Source organism: Pseudomonas peli, from assembly GCF_900099645.1.
GTDB classification, from domain to species: domain Bacteria; phylum Pseudomonadota; class Gammaproteobacteria; order Pseudomonadales; family Pseudomonadaceae; genus Aquipseudomonas; species Aquipseudomonas peli.
On the sequence record NZ_FMTL01000001.1, the window covers coordinates 1468658 to 1488972 of the forward strand.

The window sequence follows — 20315 nt, forward strand, 5'->3', positions numbered from 1 at the left end:
CGCTCAGTCGCTGCGCACAGGTTCGCTGAGCTCATCCAAGGTAAACAGCGGCGCGGCAATCGCCGGGTCGTCGGCATCCGCCACCAGCAGGGGTCGACCATCGGCCTGAAAGGTCAGCCCTTCGATCTTCACCACTGGCGCCAAGCGGCTCAGCGCGACGATATTCAGTTGCGCGTCCAGCCGCCCAAGCACGCTGCCAACGCAGGCACCATCCAGGTAGCTGGAATCAGTAGCCTCTGCCGATGCCGTGAAATACAGCGCGCCCCAGGGCGCCACGCTGAGATCGGTGAGGCTCAATTGCACACCGTCCAGCTCCGGTAATTGCAGCGGCACAATGCGTTGCAAAGTGGCTGCACTCAACTGCCCGCCTTCTAGATCGCGCAGCACCTGCGGCAAATCGAGCAGCACCAGGGCGTTTTCTCGGCCACGACCATTGCCGCGCTGCGCCAGTAGCACCTGCTGGTGATAGACCACGCCGCCTTCGATATTCAGGTCCTGAAAGTGCTCAGCGAGCGCCCGGTACAAGGGATTAAGGTCGATCACGCGCACATTCCCGGCCTCAACCAGACAACCGCGACAGCGGTGTTCGGTGGAACCGGAACCTAACGCCAACAGGCTGTCAGCGGGCAATGACATCAAGGCTTCGAAGTCGGGCTTTCGGCGCTTGCGCAGCTTGGCATCGCTGGGTAATTCGCCGGGGAGCAGAGTCAGCTCGGCCTGCCAGTCGCCGCTCAGGCTGTAGCGCTGCAGCACCAGTGCATCGTCGGCCAACACCCAGAAACTATGCCCCTGACAGACCAATGCACTGGCTGCCGACAGCCGCAGCGTGGCCAGTTGGCGCAATTGCAGGGGGGTTGCGGCAAGCGTCAGCATGAGCCGCGAGCACTCACGCCTGAATATCTGACGCCGGATTGATCATCCGACCCAGGCCGAGGTTGCGTAGGGCCAGCTGCAGGGTGCTGTGAATCACCTGTGGGTTGTCGATGTTCATCACCTGGCCCAGCAGCTCCTGGGCTTTGCCCAGACTGATCTGCCGCAGCAGCCATTTCACCTTGGGCAGGTTGGTGGCGTTCATCGACAAGCCGTCGAAGCCCATCGCCATCAGCAACACGGCGCACGCCGGATCACCGGCCATCTCGCCGCAAATACTCACCGGCTTGCCTTCGGCGTGGGCGCCGGCCACTACCAGGCGCAGCGCCTGCAGCACCGCCGGGTGAAGGAAGTCATAGAGGTCAGCGACGCGCGGGTTGTTACGGTCCACGGCCAAGAGGTATTGGGTCAGGTCATTCGAGCCGACCGAGAGGAAGTCGACTTGGCGTGCCAGTTCGCGCACCTGATAGACCGCAGCGGGGATCTCAATCATCACCCCGACCGGCGGCAGCGGCACGTCGGTGCCTTCATCGCGCACTTCGCCCCAGGCACGGTGAATCAGGTGCAGCGCCTCTTCCAGCTCCTGAATCCCGGAAATCATCGGCAGCAGAATGCGCAGGTTATTCAACCCTTCGCTGGCCTTAAGCATGGCGCGGGTCTGCACCAGGAAGATTTCCGGGTGGTCGAGGGTGACGCGGATACCGCGCCAGCCGAGGAAGGGGTTGTCTTCCTTGATCGGGAAATAGCTCAGCGCCTTGTCACCGCCGATATCCAGGCTGCGCATGGTCACCGGCAGCGGGTGGAAGGCGGCCAGCTGCTCGCGATAGATCGCCAGCTGCTCTTTCTCGCTGGGGAAGCGCTCCTTGATCATAAACGGCACTTCAGTGCGGTACAGACCAACGCCTTCGGCACCGCGCTCCTGGGCGCGCTTTACATCAGCAAGCAGGCCGGTGTTGACCCACAGCGGCATACGGTGGCCGTCGAGGGTTTCGCACGGCAAGGCGCGCAGTGCATCTAGACCCTGCGCCAGCTGGCGTTCTTCCTCGACCACTTCGGCGTATTGCTTGCGCAACACTTCGCTGGGGTTGGTGAACACCTCGCCGTGGTAGCCGTCGACGATCAGCTGAATACCGTCGATCTTCGAATACGGCAGGTCGACCACGCCCATGACCGTGGGAATACCCATGGCCCGCGCAAAGATGGCCACATGCGAGTTACCCGAGCCCTGTACCGAAACCAGGCCGACCAGCTTGCCTTCCGGTACTTCGCCAAGCATCGCCGGCGACAGCTCTTCGCTGACCAGAATGCAGTTGTCCGGGTACACCAAGGTCTGTTGACGCGCCTGCTGCAGATAGGCGAGCAGGCGTCGACCGAGGTCTTTGACATCGCTGGCGCGCTCACGCAGGTAGGCGTCGTCCATCAGTTCAAAACGATTGATGTGCTCGCCAATCACCTGACGCAGTGCGCCCTGGGCCCACTGACCGGTGCGAATGACCTTGACCACCTCGTTACCCAGGGCGGCGTCTTCCAGCATCATCAGGTAGACGTCGAACAGCGCGCGCTCTTCCGGGCGCAGCTGCGTGGCCATTCTCGCCGACAACGCGCGCATGTCGCTGCGAACGCCTTCCAGAGCATCATTGAACAGGGCCAGCTCGGCGGCGATGTCATCGACGGTCTTATCCGGCACCACTTCCAGATCAGCCGGCGGCAGGACCACCACTGCGGTGCCCACGGCTGCGCCAGGCGAGCCGGGTACGCCGATGAACTTGGCTTCCTGAATGCCCTTACCCTGCCGACCCAGGCCACGGATCGAACCGGTGGCCTCGGCGTGGGCGATAACCCCGGCGAGCTGGGCGCTCATGGTCACCAGGAAGGCTTCTTCGCCTTCGTCGAACTGGCGCTGTTCTTTCTGCTGGATGACCAATACACCCATCACCTTGCGGTGGTGAATGATTGGCGCACCGAGAAATGAGGCGTAACGCTCCTCGCCGGTTTCGGCAAAGTAGCGGTAGCGTGGGTGTTCGGACGCGTGTTCGAGGTTGAGCGGCTCTTCGCGGGTGCCGACCAGGCCGACCAAGCCCTCGTTGGGGGCCATGCTGACCTTGCCGATGGCTTTCTTGTTCAAGCCCTCGGTGGCCATCAGCACAAAGCGATTGCTTTCAGGGTCCAGCAGGTAGACCGAGCAGACCTGGCTGCCCATAGCCTCGCGCACTCGCTGCACGATAATGCCCAGCGCCGCCTTGAGGTCCTTGGCGGCATTTACTTCCTGGACAATCTTGCGCAGCGTATTGAGCATACTTGGCTCTAGCCTGTGTCAGTCCCGCGCCAAGAGGCGCGGAGCGAGTTCCTTGAGGGCGCGACGGTAAACCTCGCGCTTGAATGTCACCACCTGGCCCAGCGGGTACCAGTAACTGACCCAGCGCCAGCCGTCGAACTCCGGCTTACCGGTCAGGTCCATGCGCACCCGATCCTCTGCGCCAGTCAAACGCAGGAGGAACCACTTCTGTTTCTGCCCGATGCACAGCGGCTGGCTGTGCGTGCGCACCAGGCGCTGAGGCAGACGATAACGCAACCAGCCTCGGGTGCAGGCGAGAATTTTCACATCCTGCTGTTCAAGGCCAACTTCTTCGTTCAATTCGCGGTACAGCGCTTCTTCCGGTGACTCATGGTCATTGATCCCGCCCTGCGGGAACTGCCAAGCGTCCTGGTTTATCCGACGCGCCCACAGCACCTGGCCGACATCATTGGTCAGAATGATGCCGACATTCGGGCGAAAACCATCGGAATCGATCACGGCACACAACCTCGTAAACGCCTGAATTTAAGACATGCGGGCATTGTTCCACAAAGGCCGCGGCAGCAGCAACGCGAGCGGGGCGCGTAATAGGAATGACCTATAAAAGCCGTTATTCTGGCCGCCTTTCGTAGCTGGCAATCAAAGGTGCTCCCGTGCGTTTGGCTTTATTCGATCTCGACAACACCCTGCTCGGCGGCGACAGCGATCACGCCTGGGGGGACTACCTGTGTGAGCGCGGCATCCTCGACGGGATTGCCTATAAGGCGCGCAACGATGACTTCTATCAGGACTACCTGGCCGGCCGCCTGAACATCACCGACTACCTGAACTTCAGCCTGGAAATCCTCGGCCGCACGGAAATGGCGCAGCTGGAGCAGTGGCACCGCGAGTTTATGCGCGACTGCGTCGAGCCGATCATCCTTGCCAAAGGCGAAGCGCTGCTCGCCGAGCACCGCGAAGCCGGCGACAAGCTGTTGATCATCACCGCCACCAACCGCTTCGTAACCGCGCCGATTGCTGCGCGCCTTGGGGTCGACACCCTGCTGGCCACCGAATGTGAAATGGCCGACGGCCGCTACACCGGACGCACCACCGACGTGCCGTGTTTCAAGGAAGGCAAGGTCACCCGCCTTAACCGCTGGTTGGCGGAAAGCGGCCTTAACCTCAACGACAGTTACTTCTACAGTGACTCAATGAACGACCTGCCCCTGCTGGAGCAAGTCACTCACCCCTTCGCCGTCGACCCCGATCCAAACCTTCGCGCTGAAGCAGAAAAGCGTGGCTGGCCGGTGATCTCGCTGCGCTAAACTAGCTGCAAATAAAAACGCCGCCTGATCAGGCGGCGTTTTTATTGCGGTATTGATCAAGCTGGCTTGGCGCCCATCAACCCCATGATCACCAGCAACAACAACACGATCAGCCCGGCATAGACCGCGCAGAAACCCAGCAGGCGCGTGGGTGCTGGTGCGCCATTAAGGGCTTGCCAGGTGCTCAAGCGGCCCGCCAGCAGCAACCCGGCAACCATCAGCACACCAAACAGCACGCTGCTGAGCAGCAGCCAGGTTTGGCTCAGCGGCAAACCGATAAGATCAACCAGCAACCAGCCGGTTACCGGCAGGCTCAGAGCCAGCAGGCCGAGCACCGGCATGCTGATCAAGCGGGTGCGTTTCAGCTTGCGCTGCAAGATGGCGGCATCACCGCCACGCGAGGCCTTCCATAACATAAACAGATGCACTAACACCCCAACCAGCAAGAGGATGCCGGGCAGCATGTGCAGCATTTTCAGCAATGGGTAATGTTCCATTGTTTCAGTCCTACCGGGTTTCCGGCTTATCCAAGAAAGAGTTTGTACGCCGGGTTATCGCTCTCATCCCAGTAGGGATAGCCGATGGCTTCCAGCGCCGCTGGCACCAAATGGCGCTCGGCCTGCGGCACCTGCAGGCCCGCGACCACTCGACCATCGGCCGCACCGTGATTGCGGTAGTGGAACATTGAGATGTTCCAGCGCCCACCTAATTTCTGTAAGAAATTGAACAATGCACCCGGACGCTCAGGAAACTCGAAGCGGTAAACGCACTCATCCGGCACCGCTGCCGCATGACCGCCAACCATATGACGGATATGCAACTTGGCCAGTTCGTTGTCAGTCAGGTCCAACACCGGGAAGCCCTGGTCGCGCAGACCCTGAACCAGCGCGGCACGCGGGTCACTTTCAGGGTGGGTTTGCACGCCGACAAAGATATGCGCCTCCTTATCTTCGTGATAGCGGTAGTTGAACTCGGTGATCTGCCGCTTGCCAATGGCTTCGCAGAACGCCTTGAAGCTGCCCGGTTGCTCAGGGATGGTCACGGCGATGATCGCTTCACGCTTCTCGCCCAGTTCGGCGCGCTCAGCGACATGGCGCAGGCGGTCGAAGTTGACGTTGGCCCCCGAGTCGATACCCACCAACACGCGCCCACTGCAGCCTTCACGCTCCACATACTTCTTGATCCCAGCCACGCTGAGCGCACCGGCCGGCTCGGTGATCGAACGGGTGTCGTCGTAGATGTCCTTGATCGCCGCACAGATCTCGTCGGTGCTGACGGTGATCACCTCGTCAACATGATCCTTGCACACATCAAAGGTGTGCTGACCGATCTGCGCCACGGCCACGCCATCGGCAAACAGCCCAACCTGCGACAGCACCACACGTTCACCGGCGGCCATCGCGGCCTGCAGGCAATTGGAATCGTCCGGCTCAACACCGATGACCTTGATCTCTGGGCGCAGGTATTTGACATAGGCGGCGATACCCGCAATCAGCCCGCCGCCGCCCACCGGCACGAAGATCGCATCGATCGCCCCCGGTTGCTGACGGAGGATTTCCATCGCAATGGTGCCCTGCCCGGCAATGGTGTGCGGGTCATCATAGGGATGGATATAGATGTAGCCTTTCTCATCGACCAGCTTCAGCGAGTAGGCCAGTGCTTCCGGGAAGCTGTCGCCGTGCAGCACCACCTTGCCGCCGCGCGAGCGTACGCCCTGCACCTTGATTTCAGGGGTGGTCTTGGGCATCACGATGGTCGCCTTGACCCCCAGCACTTTGGCCGCCAGCGCCAGGCCCTGGGCATGGTTGCCGGCCGAGGCGGTCACCACACCGCGCGCCAGCTCCTCAGTCGAAAGCTGCGCCAGTTTGTTGTAGGCACCGCGAATCTTGAACGAGTACACCGGCTGCAGGTCTTCACGCTTGAGCAGAATCTGGTTGCCCAGGCGCTCGGAAAGCTGGTTAGCGGCTTGCAGCGGGGTTTCAACCGCCACGTCATAGACGCGCGAGGTGAGGATTTTCTTGACGTACTGTTCGAGCATGGCGGGATCGCAGGCGGCTTTTCAGAGAGTCAGCGAGTCTACCCCAGCGTTGCGCCGAACGACCATACAAGCCACAGGGTTTTCCCGGCCAGCGGCCCCCTGGCGCCTCAGTCAGGCTATAATTCGCGCCTTTCAATCACTCCCACTCCAGGCCTAAAGATGAATCAGGATCAACTCAAGCAAGCCGTCGCCCAGGCTGCCGTCGACTTTATTCTCCCCAAACTCGACGCCAAGAGTGTGATCGGTGTCGGCACCGGCTCCACTGCCAACTGTTTTATCGATGCCCTGGCCAAGCACAAGATGGAGTTCGACGGCGCTGTGGCCAGTTCCGAAGCCACCGCCGCACGCCTCAAGGGCCATGGTATTCCGGTGTATGAGCTGAACACCGTCAGCGACCTGGAGTTCTATGTGGATGGCGCCGATGAAAGCGACGAGCACCTCAATCTGATCAAGGGCGGTGGCGCGGCCCTGACCCGCGAGAAGATCGTCGCGGCCGTGGCGCAGACCTTTATTTGCATCGCCGACGCCAGCAAGTTGGTGCCAGTCCTCGGCGCCTTCCCACTGCCGGTGGAAGTGATCCCGATGGCGCGCAGCCACGTCGCCCGCCAGTTGGTCAAACTCGGCGGCGATCCGGTGTACCGCGAAGGCGTGGTGACCGACAACGGCAATATCATCCTCGACGTGTTCAACCTGTCGATCACCAACCCGGTGGAGCTGGAAAGCCAGATCAACGCCATCGTCGGCGTGGTCACCAACGGCCTGTTCGCTGCACGCCCAGCTGACCTGCTGTTGCTCGGCACCGCAGAAGGCGTGAAAACCCTCAAGCGCGCCTGATCGCCGCCGGCACTAAGGCAGTCCATAGCGGCTGTGCAAAAATGGATCAGGTCGGCAGACAGCCTGCGTCCTTTGCGACATGCTGCCAGCAGTGCTTAGCAGGTCGTTAAACCGTAATCAGGATCGTCAGGGAGCTTTATGTCCGCATTCGTCTCGTCCACCCATGATCGCCAGTTGGAACTCGCCGACCTGCTGCGTGAGCTGGTCGCCCAGGGGCGGACCAATCAGGACAATGCCGAACAATGCCTGGCAATCCGCCGCAGTGCCGTTAATAACCAGCAGCATCCGCTGGAATTTCTTGCCGCGCAGCAACTGGACGATCTGAAAAACCCTGGCAAGAAGCTTGAACTGGAAGGCCTGACCAGTTGGCTGGCGGAACAATGCGGACAGCCCTTTCTGCGCATCGACCCGCTGAAGATCAATGTTGCCGCCATCACCCCGCTGATGTCCTATGCCTTCGCCCAGCGCCACAAGATTCTTGCTGTGGCGGTGGACAACGACAGCGTGACCATCGCCAGCAGCGAGCCTTTGGTAAATAGCTGGGAAGCCAACCTGACCCACGTGCTCAAGCGTCCGATCAAGCGCGTGGTGGCTAGCCCAACGGATATCCAACGCTTTACTGTGGAGTTCTACCGCCTAGCCAAATCGGTAAGCGGCGCCTCAGCCGGCGACACTAAGATCAGCAACATGGGCAACTTCGAGCAACTGCTCAACCTCGGCGCCCAGGATCAGGAGCCGGACGCTAACGACGCACATATCGTCAATATCGTCGACTGGCTGTTTCAGTACGCCTTCACCCAACGCGCCAGCGATATCCATATCGAGCCACGCCGCGAACAGGGCAGCGTGCGTTTTCGCATCGACGGCGTGTTGCACACCGTCTACCAATTCCCGCCTCAGGTAACAATGGCCATCGTCAGCCGCCTGAAAAGCCTGGGACGGATGAACGTTGCAGAAAAACGTAAACCGCAGGATGGCCGGGTGAAGACCAAGACCCCGGATGGCGGTGAAGTCGAACTGCGCCTGTCGACACTGCCCACCGCGTTTGGCGAAAAAATGGTGATGCGGATCTTCGACCCAGAAGTGCTGCTGAAAAGCTTCGACCAGCTGGGTTTCTCTGCCGACGATCTGAAACGCTGGCAGAGCATGACCAGCCAGCCCAACGGCATCATTCTGGTTACCGGCCCCACCGGATCGGGCAAGACCACCACGCTGTACACCACGCTCAAGCAACTGGCCACGCCGGAAGTTAACCTCTGCACCATCGAAGATCCGATCGAGATGGTCGAGCCGGCCTTCAACCAGATGCAGGTGCAACACAATATCGACCTGACCTTCGCCAGCGGCGTACGCGCGCTGATGCGCCAAGACCCAGACATCATCATGGTCGGCGAAATTCGCGACCTGGAAACCGCCGAGATGGCGATTCAGGCGGCGTTGACCGGACACCTGGTACTGTCCACCCTGCACACCAACGACGCGCCCAGCGCGATCACCCGCCTGCTGGAACTTGGCGTGCCGCACTACCTACTCAAGTCCACCCTGCTCGGTGTAATGGCCCAGCGCCTGGTGCGCACTCTATGCCCGCACTGCAAGGCGCCACAGACGCTGGATGAAGACGGCTGGCAGAGCCTGACCAAACCCTGGAGCGCGCCACTGCCGACTCAAGCCTGCCGTGCCGTAGGTTGCCTGGAATGCCGCGACACCGGTTACCGCGGCCGCGCTGGGGTGTATGAAATCATGCTGATCAATGATGCGATGAAGCCGCTGATCACCGCCGATACCGACCTGATTGCCCTGCGTCGGCATGCGTTCAAGGAAGGCATGCGCAGCCTGCGTCTGTCTGGCGCGCAGAAGGTCGCCGCCGGCCTGACCACCATTGAGGAAGTGCTGCGGGTCACTCCGCAGAGCGAGCAGAAATAGCCTTAGCCCATGCGTTTCAGCTGCGCGGCAAACGCTGCTGACGGGCGAGGATGCTTGCCATTCGCTGCGGCTTGCAGTCCAAGTAGGCTGAAGCCTGCAACCAGCGCTGATTGGAATGCCAGGCGAAGAGAAACTGCCCGCCCTTGAGCTGATCCACCACCATCCGTGCCACTTCCGGACGCACCGCCGGGCAACCCAGGCTGCGGCCGATACGCCCATGCTTCTGTGCCCAGCGTGGGCTGACATAACCGGCGCCATGAATCACGATGGCACGCTCGCGGGCCAGGTCATTCAGGCCAGGCTCCAGGCCATCCATACGCAAGGAATAGCCATGCTTGCCGCGGTAGCTTTCCGCCGTGCGGAACAAGCCCAGACTGGATTGATGGCTACCCAGACGATTGGAAAACACCTCGGCGAAGTTCTCCCCGGACTTGCGGCCGTGGGCGACGAAATCGCGCAATAGCAGACGCTTGCGCTGCAGATCGAATATCCATAACCGCCGCTCGGTGGAAGGCCGCGAATAGTCGATCACCGCAAGGCGGCGAGCCGGACCCGCACCATGATTGACCGCGCACTGCATGGCCGCCAGCGCATGCTGCAGCGCCTGCTGATTGAGCCCGGGGGCAATCTGCGCCAGATCCCTGAGCAAGCCATCCTGCTCGGTTGCTGTCGCCGACAAGGGCATGCAAGAAAGCCAAAAGCCGATCAGGCAGAACCTGCCAAGACGTCCAAACATTGCGCAAATACCTCGAGTACCTTCGGACGTCCTGTCACAAGATCCGCCCCTAGCCCGCCTATACTGGTTGCGGCTAACCCGCTTTTCGGCCGAGGACTGGAGCAGTAGATTGTTCAAAAAACGCACACTCTACCTGAGCGCCGCCCTGCTCATCCTGCCATTGGTCGCCAACGCCACCGGTGCGCCCTTCGCCACCAGCGTCGATCTGCGCCCATTGCTGGCTCATTTGACGCAGCGCTGCAGCCCATTACCGACAAGCCTAGACGAGAATGCTCAGCGCCTGCTGCAGGCTTTTTATGCGCAACGCGACGGCCAGCCGGCCTGGCAGAACAGCGAACAACTGCTGCAATTGCGCGAACAGCTGGCGCAATTGGACGATGACGGCCTGCAGCCCAGTGACTATCTGCTGCCCAGCCTGGTCGCGGAAAGCTTCGCCAAGCAGCGCGACTGCGCGGAACTGCTGACCAGCCACAGCTACCTGCAGGCCCTGCTGCACCTGCGCCGCGGCCGCTTGCTGCAACAGCGCCTGGAACCGCTGTGGCAGGCGCCAGGGCAAACCAACCCGGACCCGCAACTGGCGACCCTCTCACTGGCCCTGCTGCATCTGCACACGCCGTCCCTGGCCTTTGCCAGCGCACGGCCGGCTACCGTGCAATACCAGCGGCTGCGTAGCGCTTATGCGCAACAACGCCTACAGCCGCTGCAGGAGTGGACGACACTCGCCAGCGGCGCACAGCTCAAACCCGGCGGCAAGGATGCGCGACTGCCAGCATTGCGCACACGCCTGATCGCCCAGGGCTACCTGGCTGCACCGCAAGAAGAACTGGGCAGCACCTATGATCTGGCCACACAAAGCGCGCTGGAGAATTTCCAACGCGACCACGGCCTTAACCCGGATGGCATCCTCGGCCCCGCCAGCCTGACCGAGCTGAATATCAGCCCACAGATGCGTCGCGAGCAGCTGCGCGCCAACCTTGAGCGCCTGCGCTGGCTGGCAGACTCTATGGGCGAGGCCAAAGTGCTGATCAATGTTGCGGCCGCCGAAATCCAGGTGCGGCGCGATAACCAGCTGCTTTGGCGCAGCCGTACCCAGGTCGGCCGTGCCGAACGGCAGACTCCGCTGCTCGCCTCCAGCATTGTACGGCTGACCCTCAATCCGACCTGGACCGTGCCGCCGACCATTCTGCGTGAAGACAAATTGCCGGCTATTCGCGAAGACATCAGCTACCTGGAGCGTCACCAGATGAGCGTGCTCGACCGCGACGGCAACCTCCTCGACCCGCAGAGCATCGACTGGGAAAGCCCCGGAGCGATCCGCCTGCGGCAGTCGGCCGGTAGCCATAACCCGCTCGGCCGCGTCGCTGTGCGCTTCGACAATCCATTCGCGGTCTACCTGCACGACACGCCCAGCCAGCAGCTGTTCAGCAAAGCGCCGCGTGCGTTCAGCTCGGGCTGCGTAAGGGTCGAGGCGGTCGATACCCTGCTCGCCTGGCTGCTCACCCCGGATGAGCTGAGCAGCGTGCAGACGCGTATCGCCAGCGGCGAAACCCAGCAATACCGCCTGCAACATCCGGCGCCGCTGCTGATTGCCTATTGGACGGTAGAAGCCAGCAAGGACGGGGCACTGCGCTACTACCCAGACATCTACGCGCGCGACATGCGCCTGGTCAAAGCGCTGGCGCCAAACGTGCACTGATCGGTCGCCATGACCGTTGATCGGCACACTCTGCAACGCCATCGACAGCAGTGCCAACGCCAACTGTGCTTAGATAGCTGAACAGCTAATCCGCAGACTAAAACCCACCAAGGAGCTACACCACATGGAAATCGGCAGCGTCATCTTTCTCTTTGTCGGCCTCGCCGTCGCCATCGTTTTTATGGGTTTCAAGGTCGTGCCGCAGGGTTTTGAATGGACGGTGGAGCGCTTCGGTCGCTACACCAACACCCTTAAGCCTGGCCTGAATATCATCGTCCCGGTGATGGACAAAGTCGGCCGCAAGCTCAACGTAATGGAAAACGTGCTGGATATTCCGCCGCAGGAAGTGATCACCGCCGATAACGCCACGGTGCAGATCGACGCCATCTGCTTCTTCCAGATCATCAATTCGGCCCAGGCCGCCTACGAGGTGAACAACCTCGAACACGCCATCCGCAACCTAGTGATGACCAATATCCGTACCGTGCTCGGCTCCATGGAGCTGGATGCCATGCTCGGCCAACGCGACGCAATCAACGAGAAGCTGCTACGCACCGTTGATGAAGCCACCGCGCCCTGGGGTATCAAGATCACCCGTATCGAGATCAAGGACATCAGCCCACCCGCCGATTTGATGGCCGCCATGTCCGGGCAGATGAAAGCCGAGCGGATCAAGCGCGCACAGATTCTCGAAGCCGAAGGCCTGCGCGCCGCCGCCATCCTTACCGCCGAAGGGCAGAAGCAGGGCGACATCCTCAAGGCCGAAGGCCAGCGCCAGGCTGCCTTCCTCGAAGCCGAAGCGCGCGAACGTGCCGCCCAGGCAGAAGCTGAAGCCACGCGCATGGTTTCCGAAGCCATCGCCCAGGGCAACGTGCAGGCGGTTAACTACTTCGTCGCGCAGAAATACATCGAAGCCCTCGGCCAACTGGCCAGCGCCAATAACAGCAAGGTCATCCTGATGCCGCTGGAAGCCAGCCAGGTGATCGGTGCAGTCGGCGGTATCAGCGAAATTGTCAAAGCCACCTTCGGCGAGAAGAAGGGTTAAACCATGTGGGACTTTTTACAGCACCTGTCGTACTGGAACTGGCTGGCGTTCGGCACTCTGCTGCTGATCCTCGAAGTGTTCGGTGCCGGTGGCTATCTGCTGTGGATCGGCCTGGCCGCCGCCAGCGTCGGCCTGCTGACCTTTATCTTTCCGGGCCTGCCCTGGGCTGCGCAGTTCATCCTGTTCGGCCTACTGTCGATACTCACCGCAGTGTTCTGGTGGCAGCGCCAACGCAGCGCCGCCAAACCCTCCGACCAGCCTGGGCTGAACCAGCGTGGCAGCGAATTCATGGGACGCACCTTTGCCCTGCATGAAGCCATCCATGAGGGGCGTGGCAAGATAAAAGCCGGAGACTCGTTGTGGTTGGTCAGCGGCCCGAATCTACCGGCGGGCACGCCGGTGCGCGTAGTGGGTCAGGACGGTGTGGTACTGCGGGTCGAAGCCGAGTAATCGGCCTAACAGGCAAACCGGCACTGGCGGACAACGCCCAGTGCCGGTTTGCTGCCTGTCAATCAGGCAATGCGTAAACCTTGAACAGCGCCTTGACCATATCCCCCGGCTCACCGAAGTAGCGACCGTATATCTGCTCCAACTCACCGGAGCGCTGCGCCTTGCTAAGGGCCGTGTCGACCAACAGGCGGAAGTCTTCGTCACCACGCGTTAAGGCCATCGCCACCGGGGCGAATTCGTAGATTCGCTCCAGCACCTGCATATCACTGGCATCATCACGCTTGGCCAGGTAATTCTTCAGGAGCATGCGCTCAGAAAAGAACGCATCGGCCTTACCCTCGGCCACCAACTGCACACCTTCCTCCTGGCTGCTGACGGTCACCACCGTAGCGACAACACCCAGCATGCGTTGCTGCTTGCGAATCCAGGCTTCTGTCGCTTCGCCCTGTTTAACCGCATAGGTATGGTTAGCCAAGCCGCGATTGACCGTGGCGCGCCAAGTCGGTCCGCTGTGTGCAACCTCACCGTTGAGCACCTTGAGCAAAGCCTCGGGCGCATCCTTACGCACCAAGACCGCCAGCCCGGCGGTGTAGATGGGCAGGGAGAAACTGACGTGCTTACGCTGACTGAGGCTTTCCACACTGGGCGAGCAGAGCAGGTCGAGCGAACCGTCACGCACGGCGTTCAGCCCTTGTGTCGCCGTCACAGACTGATAGCGCACCTGCAGCGCAGGCAGGTTCAGTTCGGTTTTGACCTGTTCGACCACCTTCTCGCACAGCTCAATCGCATAGCCGCCGACTTCACCGTTTTGCAGGCTGCTGAACGGGGCAATGTCGTCGATGTAGCCCAGATTAAGCGTGTTGCTGCTTTCGATGCGCTGCAACGTCTCGGCGTGGGTTACAGGCGACAGCGCCAGGAGGCAGGCCAGCAGAAGGTTGCACGGATTACACAGGTGAATATTCATATCCATATCCCCAGATTCAAAGGGTTTACCAGCCATTACGCCTTACAGGGCGTGGGTTGCTCGGCAACAAAGCGCTTGGCGATAAAACCGTACAGCAGATAACCCAACGCCAGCACCAGCATCGCGCCGAACACCGCATCCTTGCCCGAGGCATACAGGGCGTAGAAGCAATAAACCATCGCCACCATCAGCACCATCACGTTGCGGGTATAGATCGCCGCGCTGACGCGGGCCTTGTACATGATCACCAACAACCCGGAGAGCGCCGTGATATAAGGGATCAGGTTGGTGACGGCCGCCAGATTGACCAACTTGCTGAACTGCGCGCTGGCGTTCGGCGAGATAGTCGAAAGCGCCAACAGGGTTTGCAACACCCCGCACACGATCATGCCGATCACCGGTGCATTGGCCGCCGTCACCTTGCCGAACAGTTTGAGGAACATGCCCTGATCCGCCGTGACCTTGGCCGTTTGCGCCAAAGTGAACTGCCAACCCAGCAGCGAGCCGATACAGGCCATGACAGCCAAGCCCATGATGATGTTGCAGATAAAGGGGTTGAACATCTGCGCATAGACATAGGCAAATGGCGCGCTGGAGTTGGCCAGTTCGGCATTCGGTACGATGCCCTGAATCACCGTGGTCGACAGCACATACACTACGGCTGCGCCGAGGGTGCCGAACAGGCAGGCCAGCGGCACATTGCGCTCTGGATTTTCCACCGCATCGGAGTTCTGCGCCGCCGACTCCATGCCGAGGAAGGCCCACAGAGTCAGCGGAATACTCTGCGCAATCGCGTCGCTGATCTTCAGGCTGTGCGGGTTCCAGGCATCCTTCAACACCGCAGGGTCAAACCAGAACCAGCCGATCAGGCTGAGCCCCGCCACCGGGATGATCACGCCCCAGACAGTGATCGCGCCAATTCTGCCGGTGATACGCGGGCCGCCGAAGTTGGCCACTGTGGTCAGCCAGATCAGCCCGACCGTGCCGACAAACAGCGGAATCGCGCCACTGCCCAGCCAGGGGAAGAACGGTGTGAGATAACCCACTGCAGAAATACCGATGGCCACGTTGCCGATGGCCAGCGAAAGGAAATACAGAAACGAACAGAGGAAGAACGCCGACTTGCCGTGCGCCTCCTCGGTATAGGCCGACATACCGCCCGAGCGGTGGCAGTAGATGCCGCACTGGGCGAAACAGTAGGCAATGGCCATGGAGCCGACTGCCGTGATGATCCACGACAGCAACGAAACCGCGCCCAACTGGGCCATGCTCGACGGCAACATGATGATGCCGGAGCCCATCATATTGACCGACACCAGGGTGGTGAGCCCCACCAGGCTCATCTTCTTGCTTGACTCAGCCATCGACCTCTCCTTGTTCTTTGCGTGGCACTGGCGCGGCCAGCAGCCAAGGCTGCTGGCCGGGAGTGGCTAAGCGTTACTGTTTGACCACATAGACCTTGTACGTCAGCCCACCCTGGCCATCGCGCTCAATCTCGACGCCATGGTTGTCGTGTTCGAAACCGGGGAAATGGCTATCGAACAGCTCCATCGCCAGCAGGTAATCGATGATCGCCTGCTTGTCCGCGCCAGCCTTTTCGCCCGGCATCATCAGCGGGATGCCCGGTGGATAAGGCACGACTTGCACGGCTACGGTGCGGTCCAGCATGTCACGCACGGAGATCTGCTCAATCTGGCCTTTCACCAGCTTGGCAAACGTCGCCCGCGGTGATGACACCACATCCGGCAACAGGCTGAAGGCGGCGTCCATGTTGTGCAGCAGCTTGGAGGCGAGCATGTCCTGGTGCATGGCGTCGGCCAGGTCCTTGAGGCCCATGCCGGCGTAACGCTCGCCATGGCTGGCGACCAGCTCAGGCATCACCAATTCCAGCGAGGCGTTGCTGTCGTAGTGCTTCTTGAACTCCATCAGCCCGGCGACCAGCGAACCCCACTTGCCCTTGGTTACGCCCAGGCTGAACAGCAGCAGAATCGAATACGGCTCGGTCTTTTCCACCACGATGCCGCGGCTGGAAAGGAACGATGACACCAGCGGCGCCGGAATGCCGCTGGCCTCCATCTGCCCTTCCAGGGTCTGCCCTGGGGTCAGCACGGTGACCTTGATCGGGTCGAGCATGCAGTAATCACGGCCCAGGTCACCAAAGCCATGCCAGCTAGCGCTCGGCTGAAGCACCCAGGCATCGCCCTGGCGTAATGTCTGCGGGTCGAGGTCGGCAAAGGGCACGCCGTTGACCTCATCCGGTTGCCACACGCCAAACCACCAATCCTGCGGCTTGCGCTTACGCACCTCATTACCCAGACGCACCATGGCCTGGCGGAAGGCGATGGCTTCGCCGATGGACTCATCGGTGAGGTACTCGCCGGCATCATCCATCATCTTCGCCGACACATCGGTGGAGGCAATGATGCTGTATTGCGGCGACGTCGAGGTGTGCATCATGAAGGCTTCATTGAACAGCGCCGGCTTGACCGGCACCTTGCCCGAGCGGATATGGATCATCGAGGCCTGCGACAGCGCCGCCAGCAGTTTGTGGGTCGAGTGGGTAACGGTCACCGTGGCGTCATCGGCATGCCGTTCGCCACGGTGCATGCCGTAGCGGCCTTCATACAGCGGATTGAAGCGCGCGTAGGCATACCAGGCTTCGTCGTAGTGAATCCGGTCGACGCTCTGGCTCAGTTCGCGGGTGGTGGTCTGCACGTTGTAGCAAAGGCCGTCGTAGGTCGAGTTGGTCAGCACCGCCAGTACTGGACGGGCCTGTTTGTCGGTCATCAGCGGACTTTCGGCGATTTTCTGCGCCACCGCCTCGGGCGTCAGCTCGCTGCGTGGCACCGGGCCGATCAGCCCGCGTGCGTTACGCCGTGGCCGCAGGTACAGCGGCACAGCGGCACAGCGGCACAGCGCCGGACATATTCAGCGCGTAATTCAGCGATTTGTGGCAATTGCGGTCGACCAGCACCGCGTCGCCATCGGTTACCGCCGAGTGCAGGACGATCTCGTTGCTGGCTGAACTGCCGCCGACCGAGAAGAAGGTGTAATCGGCGCCAAACACCCGCGCGGCATTCTTTTCCGCCTCAGCAATAGGCCCGGAGTGATCATTCAGCGAGCCCAGCTCACCCACCGACACGCTGAGGTCGGAGCGCAGCATCTGCTCGCCGTAGAAGTCGAGAAAACTGCGACCCACTGCGGTCTTCATAAAGGCAGTGCCGCCGGTATGCCCAGGGGTGTGCCAGGAGTATTCGTGGGTGTCAGCGAAGTTCACCAGGGCGCCAAAAAATGGCGGCAGGATGCTGTCCAAATAACGCCGAGCAGCGGCTTCAATGCGTCCGGCGACAAACGCCGGGCTGTCTTCCGGCTGCCAGATAAACCCATCGATATTTTCAACAAACTCCAGCGGCACCCGGCTCTGATGCGCCTGGCTCATGCCGAGCATGATCGGCAGCTGTGCGGTGCGCTGGCGGATCAGCTGAATCAGGTGCAGCGCTAACGGCAGATTTTCCTCACACAAACCCCAGCCGAGGATGACGCAGCAATAGGCTGGGTCGGCGCGAAAGGCGATTTCCGCGTCATCCAGCGAGCTGACTCGCTCAACCTCCAGGCCATGTTGCTGCAAGGCCCGACCCACCTCCTCGGCGCTGCGCAGAACGATGCTGTCCGGGTGCTCCAGGGTGTTGACCACAATCAGCACCGGGTAACGCTGAGCGAGGGATGCCGGCAACGGCACTTTGGCGTGACTCATGATGAACTCCTTGTAATAGACCTGATGGGTGCCAGCCCTTAGCGCTTGAGGCACCAGAAGTGGTAGCCGCCGTCCTGATGCACGGCGCCCTCTACCTCTTTCTCGAAACCGGGGAAGTGGTTGCCCCAATCCTGCAGGGCCTGGATGTAACGAATCCACGGGCCATCCAGCGGCCCGAGGTTCTCGCCGGGCATGACAATCGGGATGCCTGGTGGATACGGCATGATGCCAACCCCGGTAACCCGCCCTGCTGCCTGCTGCAGCGGCAACAGCTCGACCTCGCCGGCTTGCAGCGCCTGGAACGCGGCACGTGGCGTTGTTTCGATCAACGGCAAATTGCCGAAGGCTTCGGCCTGCAGGGCGTCCATGCGGCTGCTGCGCATGTACTCGAACATCTCGCTGCTGAGGTCACGCAGGCCCATGCCGCAGTAGCGCTCAGGCGCCTGGGCGACCAGATCAGGTAACACCCGTTCCAGCGCCACATTGCCGTCGTAGTGGCGCTTGAAGGCCAGCAGCACATTGATCAGCGTGCCCCACTTGCCCTTGGTTACGCCGATGCTGAACAGGCAAAGCACCATAAAATCGGTGATTCGCGACGGCACAATGTTGTTGCGGTAGAGAAAGGCACCGAGGATTGGCGCGGGGATGCCCTCCGCCAACAGCTGGCCGTCGGCACCCATGCCCGGCACCATGATGCCGACCTTGATCGGGTCGAGCATGCACCAGCCTTTTTCCAGGCCAGTGAAACCATGCCATTCGGCGCCTGGCTCCAGCTCCCAGCAGGCGGGATCGCTGGTCAGTTGCTCGACAGCGGCGTCAGCAAAATCAACCGTCTTGCCGGTTTTGCTATCGCAGACCTGCGGCGCGTTCCACGGCTGGAAGAACCAGTCGCCGCGGCTGGCGAACTCGCGGTGGGTACGCGCCAGCGCCTGGCGGAAATCCACCGCCTCGCGCAGCGAATCCTGGGTCAGGCTATAGCCGCCGTTGCCATCCATCATCGCCGCGCCCACCTCGTTGGAGGCAAACAGCGCGTACAACGGCGAGGTACTGGCCTGAATCACGAAAGATTCATTGAAGCGGCTGTGCTCGACCGGGTTGCGGCCGTTGCGGATATGGATAAACGAGGACTGCGACAGCGCCGCCAGCAACTTGTGGGTCGAGTGGGTGGCAAACACCGTAGGGCCATCGGCCGGGTGGCTGGCGGGGTCGCCACGCATGGCGTAACGCCCCTGGTACAGCGGATTGAAGCGCGCGTAGCCGTACCAGGCCTCATCGAAGTGAATGCGCTCACTGCTCTGCGCCAGCATGCCCTCGGCGCGTTCGGCGTGCAGGCACATACCGTCATAGGTGCAATTGGTGACCACGGCATACACGGGCTTGCTGCCCTTGGCCTGGGCGCGCAGCGGGTGGTTGGCGATGGCGGCCTGGATGCGCTGCGCATCGAACTGCGCGGGCAGCAGTGGGCCGATAATCCCGTAGCGGTTGCGTGTCGGCGTCATATACAGCGGCAGGCCGCCAGTCAGCACCAGGCCCTGCTCGATGGATTTGTGGCAATTACGGTCGCACAGGGCGAACTGGTTTTCACCGACACAGGCCATAAAGATCGCCCGGTTGGAACCCGAGGTACCGTTAAGTACCGAGTAGCTGGCGTGGGCGCCAAAGATCCGCGCCACATAGGCTTCGGAGTCTGCCACCGGGCCGCTGTGATCGAGCACTGAACCAAGGCTGCCGCGCTCGATACCGCTGTCGGTGCGAAACAGGTTTTCCCCGAAGAAATCGAAGAATACCCGGCCCACCGGCGACTTGGTAAAGGCAATCCCGCCCTGATGCCCCGGCGCAGCCCAGGAGTGCTCATCTTTCATGGTGTAGCGCAGCAGTGCATCGGTAAACGGCGGCAGCAGGTGCTCAAGGTAGCGGTTGATCGCGGCAATCACCCGACCGACGACAAAGGGCGCCGTGTCTTCGAGCATCCAAACGAACTCGTCGGCCAGCCCCATGGCCTCCACCGTGATGCTTTTCTTGGCATTACGGTCGGCCATCAGAAATACCGGAACGTTTTCGTTGCGCTGGCGAATGCTACGCAGCAACTCCAGTGCCTGGGCATGGGAGCTGTCGTCATTCTTGCCCAGGGTCCAATCGACGCAGATGCAATGCAGCGCCGCATCGGACATCACCGCCGCCAACCCATCCTCGTAGGAAGTGGCCTTGATCAGCTCGGCATTGCGGCTGGCAAACTCGTCGACCAGCTCGTTGAGCACGCGCCCACGCATGCTAGTGGGGCTGCCGAGGTCATCGTCGACCATCAGCACGCGCATTTTCAGGGGTTTGTTGGTTCGTCCAATCATCAACCTGCCTCCATCGTCCTTTTGCGCAAACGCAGTCGCACTGCCTATACCCTGACA

17 protein-coding genes are annotated in these 20315 nt (G+C 61.2%); 6 read left to right on the forward strand and 11 right to left on the reverse strand.

All coding sequences use genetic code 11. The features are described from left to right. Positions 1-3 precede the first annotated feature (3 nt). Genes BLO50_RS07015 through BLO50_RS07025 form a run of 3 tightly spaced genes read right to left on the reverse strand, consistent with a single transcriptional unit; the run spans position 4 to position 3664 of the window. Entirely contained in the window at positions 4-873 is an 870-nt protein-coding gene (locus BLO50_RS07015) for a DUF6929 family protein (RefSeq protein WP_090250282.1), read from the reverse strand. Between the two features lie 13 nt (positions 874-886). Next, on the reverse strand, positions 887-3166 hold the full coding sequence (ptsP, locus tag BLO50_RS07020) for a phosphoenolpyruvate--protein phosphotransferase (RefSeq protein WP_090250284.1): 2280 nt from the start codon (positions 3164-3166) through the stop codon (positions 887-889). 18 nt (positions 3167-3184) lie between these two features. Beyond that, positions 3185-3664, reverse strand: a complete 480-nt coding sequence (locus tag BLO50_RS07025) for an RNA pyrophosphohydrolase (RefSeq protein ID WP_090251327.1) — start codon at positions 3662-3664, stop codon at positions 3185-3187. Between the two features lie 155 nt (positions 3665-3819). Between BLO50_RS07025 and BLO50_RS07030 the strand changes: the two genes are divergently transcribed. Further along, positions 3820-4473: a histidinol-phosphatase gene (locus BLO50_RS07030; RefSeq protein WP_090250287.1), complete on the forward strand. Its 654-nt coding sequence runs from the start codon at positions 3820-3822 to the stop codon at positions 4471-4473. Between the two features lie 56 nt (positions 4474-4529). Here the strand turns inward: BLO50_RS07030 and BLO50_RS07035 are convergent, their stop codons facing one another. Together BLO50_RS07035 and ilvA are read right to left on the reverse strand one after the other, a co-directional pair. After that, positions 4530-4970, reverse strand: a complete 441-nt coding sequence (locus BLO50_RS07035) for a DUF2269 family protein (protein ID WP_090250290.1) — start codon at positions 4968-4970, stop codon at positions 4530-4532. A 26-nt stretch (positions 4971-4996) separates the two neighbouring features. Next, positions 4997-6511 carry a threonine ammonia-lyase, biosynthetic gene (ilvA, locus tag BLO50_RS07040; protein WP_090250291.1) on the reverse strand — a complete coding sequence of 505 codons (1515 nt, stop codon included), beginning with the start codon at positions 6509-6511 and terminating at the stop codon, positions 4997-4999. Positions 6512-6670: 159 nt separating this feature from the next. On the opposite strand from ilvA, the gene rpiA reads away from it, so the two are divergent. Both rpiA and tfpB read left to right on the forward strand, forming a co-directional pair. Beyond that, the gene (rpiA, locus tag BLO50_RS07045) at positions 6671-7345 is read left to right on the forward strand and encodes a ribose-5-phosphate isomerase RpiA (RefSeq protein ID WP_090250294.1); all 675 of its coding nucleotides are present in this window, start codon (positions 6671-6673) and stop codon (positions 7343-7345) included. Positions 7346-7483: 138 nt separating this feature from the next. Next, on the forward strand, positions 7484-9268 hold the full coding sequence (gene tfpB, locus BLO50_RS07050) for a type IV pilus assembly ATPase TfpB (protein ID WP_090250298.1): 1785 nt from the start codon (positions 7484-7486) through the stop codon (positions 9266-9268). Between the two features lie 16 nt (positions 9269-9284). Here the strand turns inward: tfpB and BLO50_RS07055 are convergent, their stop codons facing one another. Beyond that, positions 9285-9953, reverse strand: a complete 669-nt coding sequence (locus tag BLO50_RS07055) for a murein L,D-transpeptidase catalytic domain family protein (RefSeq protein WP_244152847.1) — start codon at positions 9951-9953, stop codon at positions 9285-9287. Positions 9954-10113: 160 nt separating this feature from the next. Here BLO50_RS07055 and BLO50_RS07060 point away from each other — a divergent pair, with 160 nt between their 5' ends. The 3 genes from BLO50_RS07060 (at position 10114) to BLO50_RS07070 (ending at position 13195) form a co-directional block, all read left to right on the forward strand. Continuing rightward, positions 10114-11700, forward strand: a complete 1587-nt coding sequence (locus BLO50_RS07060) for a L,D-transpeptidase family protein (protein ID WP_090250303.1) — start codon at positions 10114-10116, stop codon at positions 11698-11700. A 124-nt stretch (positions 11701-11824) separates the two neighbouring features. Continuing rightward, positions 11825-12745, forward strand: coding sequence for an SPFH domain-containing protein (locus BLO50_RS07065; RefSeq protein WP_090250305.1), 921 nt, complete (start codon positions 11825-11827; stop codon positions 12743-12745). 3 nt (positions 12746-12748) lie between these two features. Beyond that, complete coding sequence (locus BLO50_RS07070; RefSeq protein WP_090250308.1) at positions 12749-13195, forward strand: NfeD family protein; 447 nt, start codon at positions 12749-12751, stop codon at positions 13193-13195. A 58-nt stretch (positions 13196-13253) separates the two neighbouring features. Here BLO50_RS07070 and BLO50_RS07075 read toward each other — a convergent pair whose 3' ends face one another. The 5 genes from BLO50_RS07075 to BLO50_RS07090 form a co-directional block, all read right to left on the reverse strand. Beyond that, positions 13254-14159, reverse strand: coding sequence for an amino acid ABC transporter substrate-binding protein (locus tag BLO50_RS07075; protein WP_090251330.1), 906 nt, complete (start codon positions 14157-14159; stop codon positions 13254-13256). Between the two features lie 35 nt (positions 14160-14194). After that, the gene (potE, locus tag BLO50_RS07080; protein WP_090250310.1) at positions 14195-15523 is read right to left on the reverse strand and encodes a putrescine-ornithine antiporter; all 1329 of its coding nucleotides are present in this window, start codon (positions 15521-15523) and stop codon (positions 14195-14197) included. A 73-nt stretch (positions 15524-15596) separates the two neighbouring features. Then, on the reverse strand, positions 15597-17057 hold the full coding sequence (locus tag BLO50_RS22000) for an Orn/Lys/Arg family decarboxylase (protein ID WP_244152848.1): 1461 nt from the start codon (positions 17055-17057) through the stop codon (positions 15597-15599). Next, positions 17029-17913 carry an Orn/Lys/Arg decarboxylase N-terminal domain-containing protein gene (locus tag BLO50_RS22005; protein ID WP_244152849.1) on the reverse strand — a complete coding sequence of 295 codons (885 nt, stop codon included), beginning with the start codon at positions 17911-17913 and terminating at the stop codon, positions 17029-17031. The genes BLO50_RS22000 and BLO50_RS22005 overlap by 29 nt, the downstream gene beginning before the upstream one ends. Before the next feature lie 38 nt (positions 17914-17951). Next, the gene (locus tag BLO50_RS07090; protein WP_090250313.1) at positions 17952-20258 is read right to left on the reverse strand and encodes an Orn/Lys/Arg family decarboxylase; all 2307 of its coding nucleotides are present in this window, start codon (positions 20256-20258) and stop codon (positions 17952-17954) included. Positions 20259-20315: the final 57 nt, after the last annotated feature.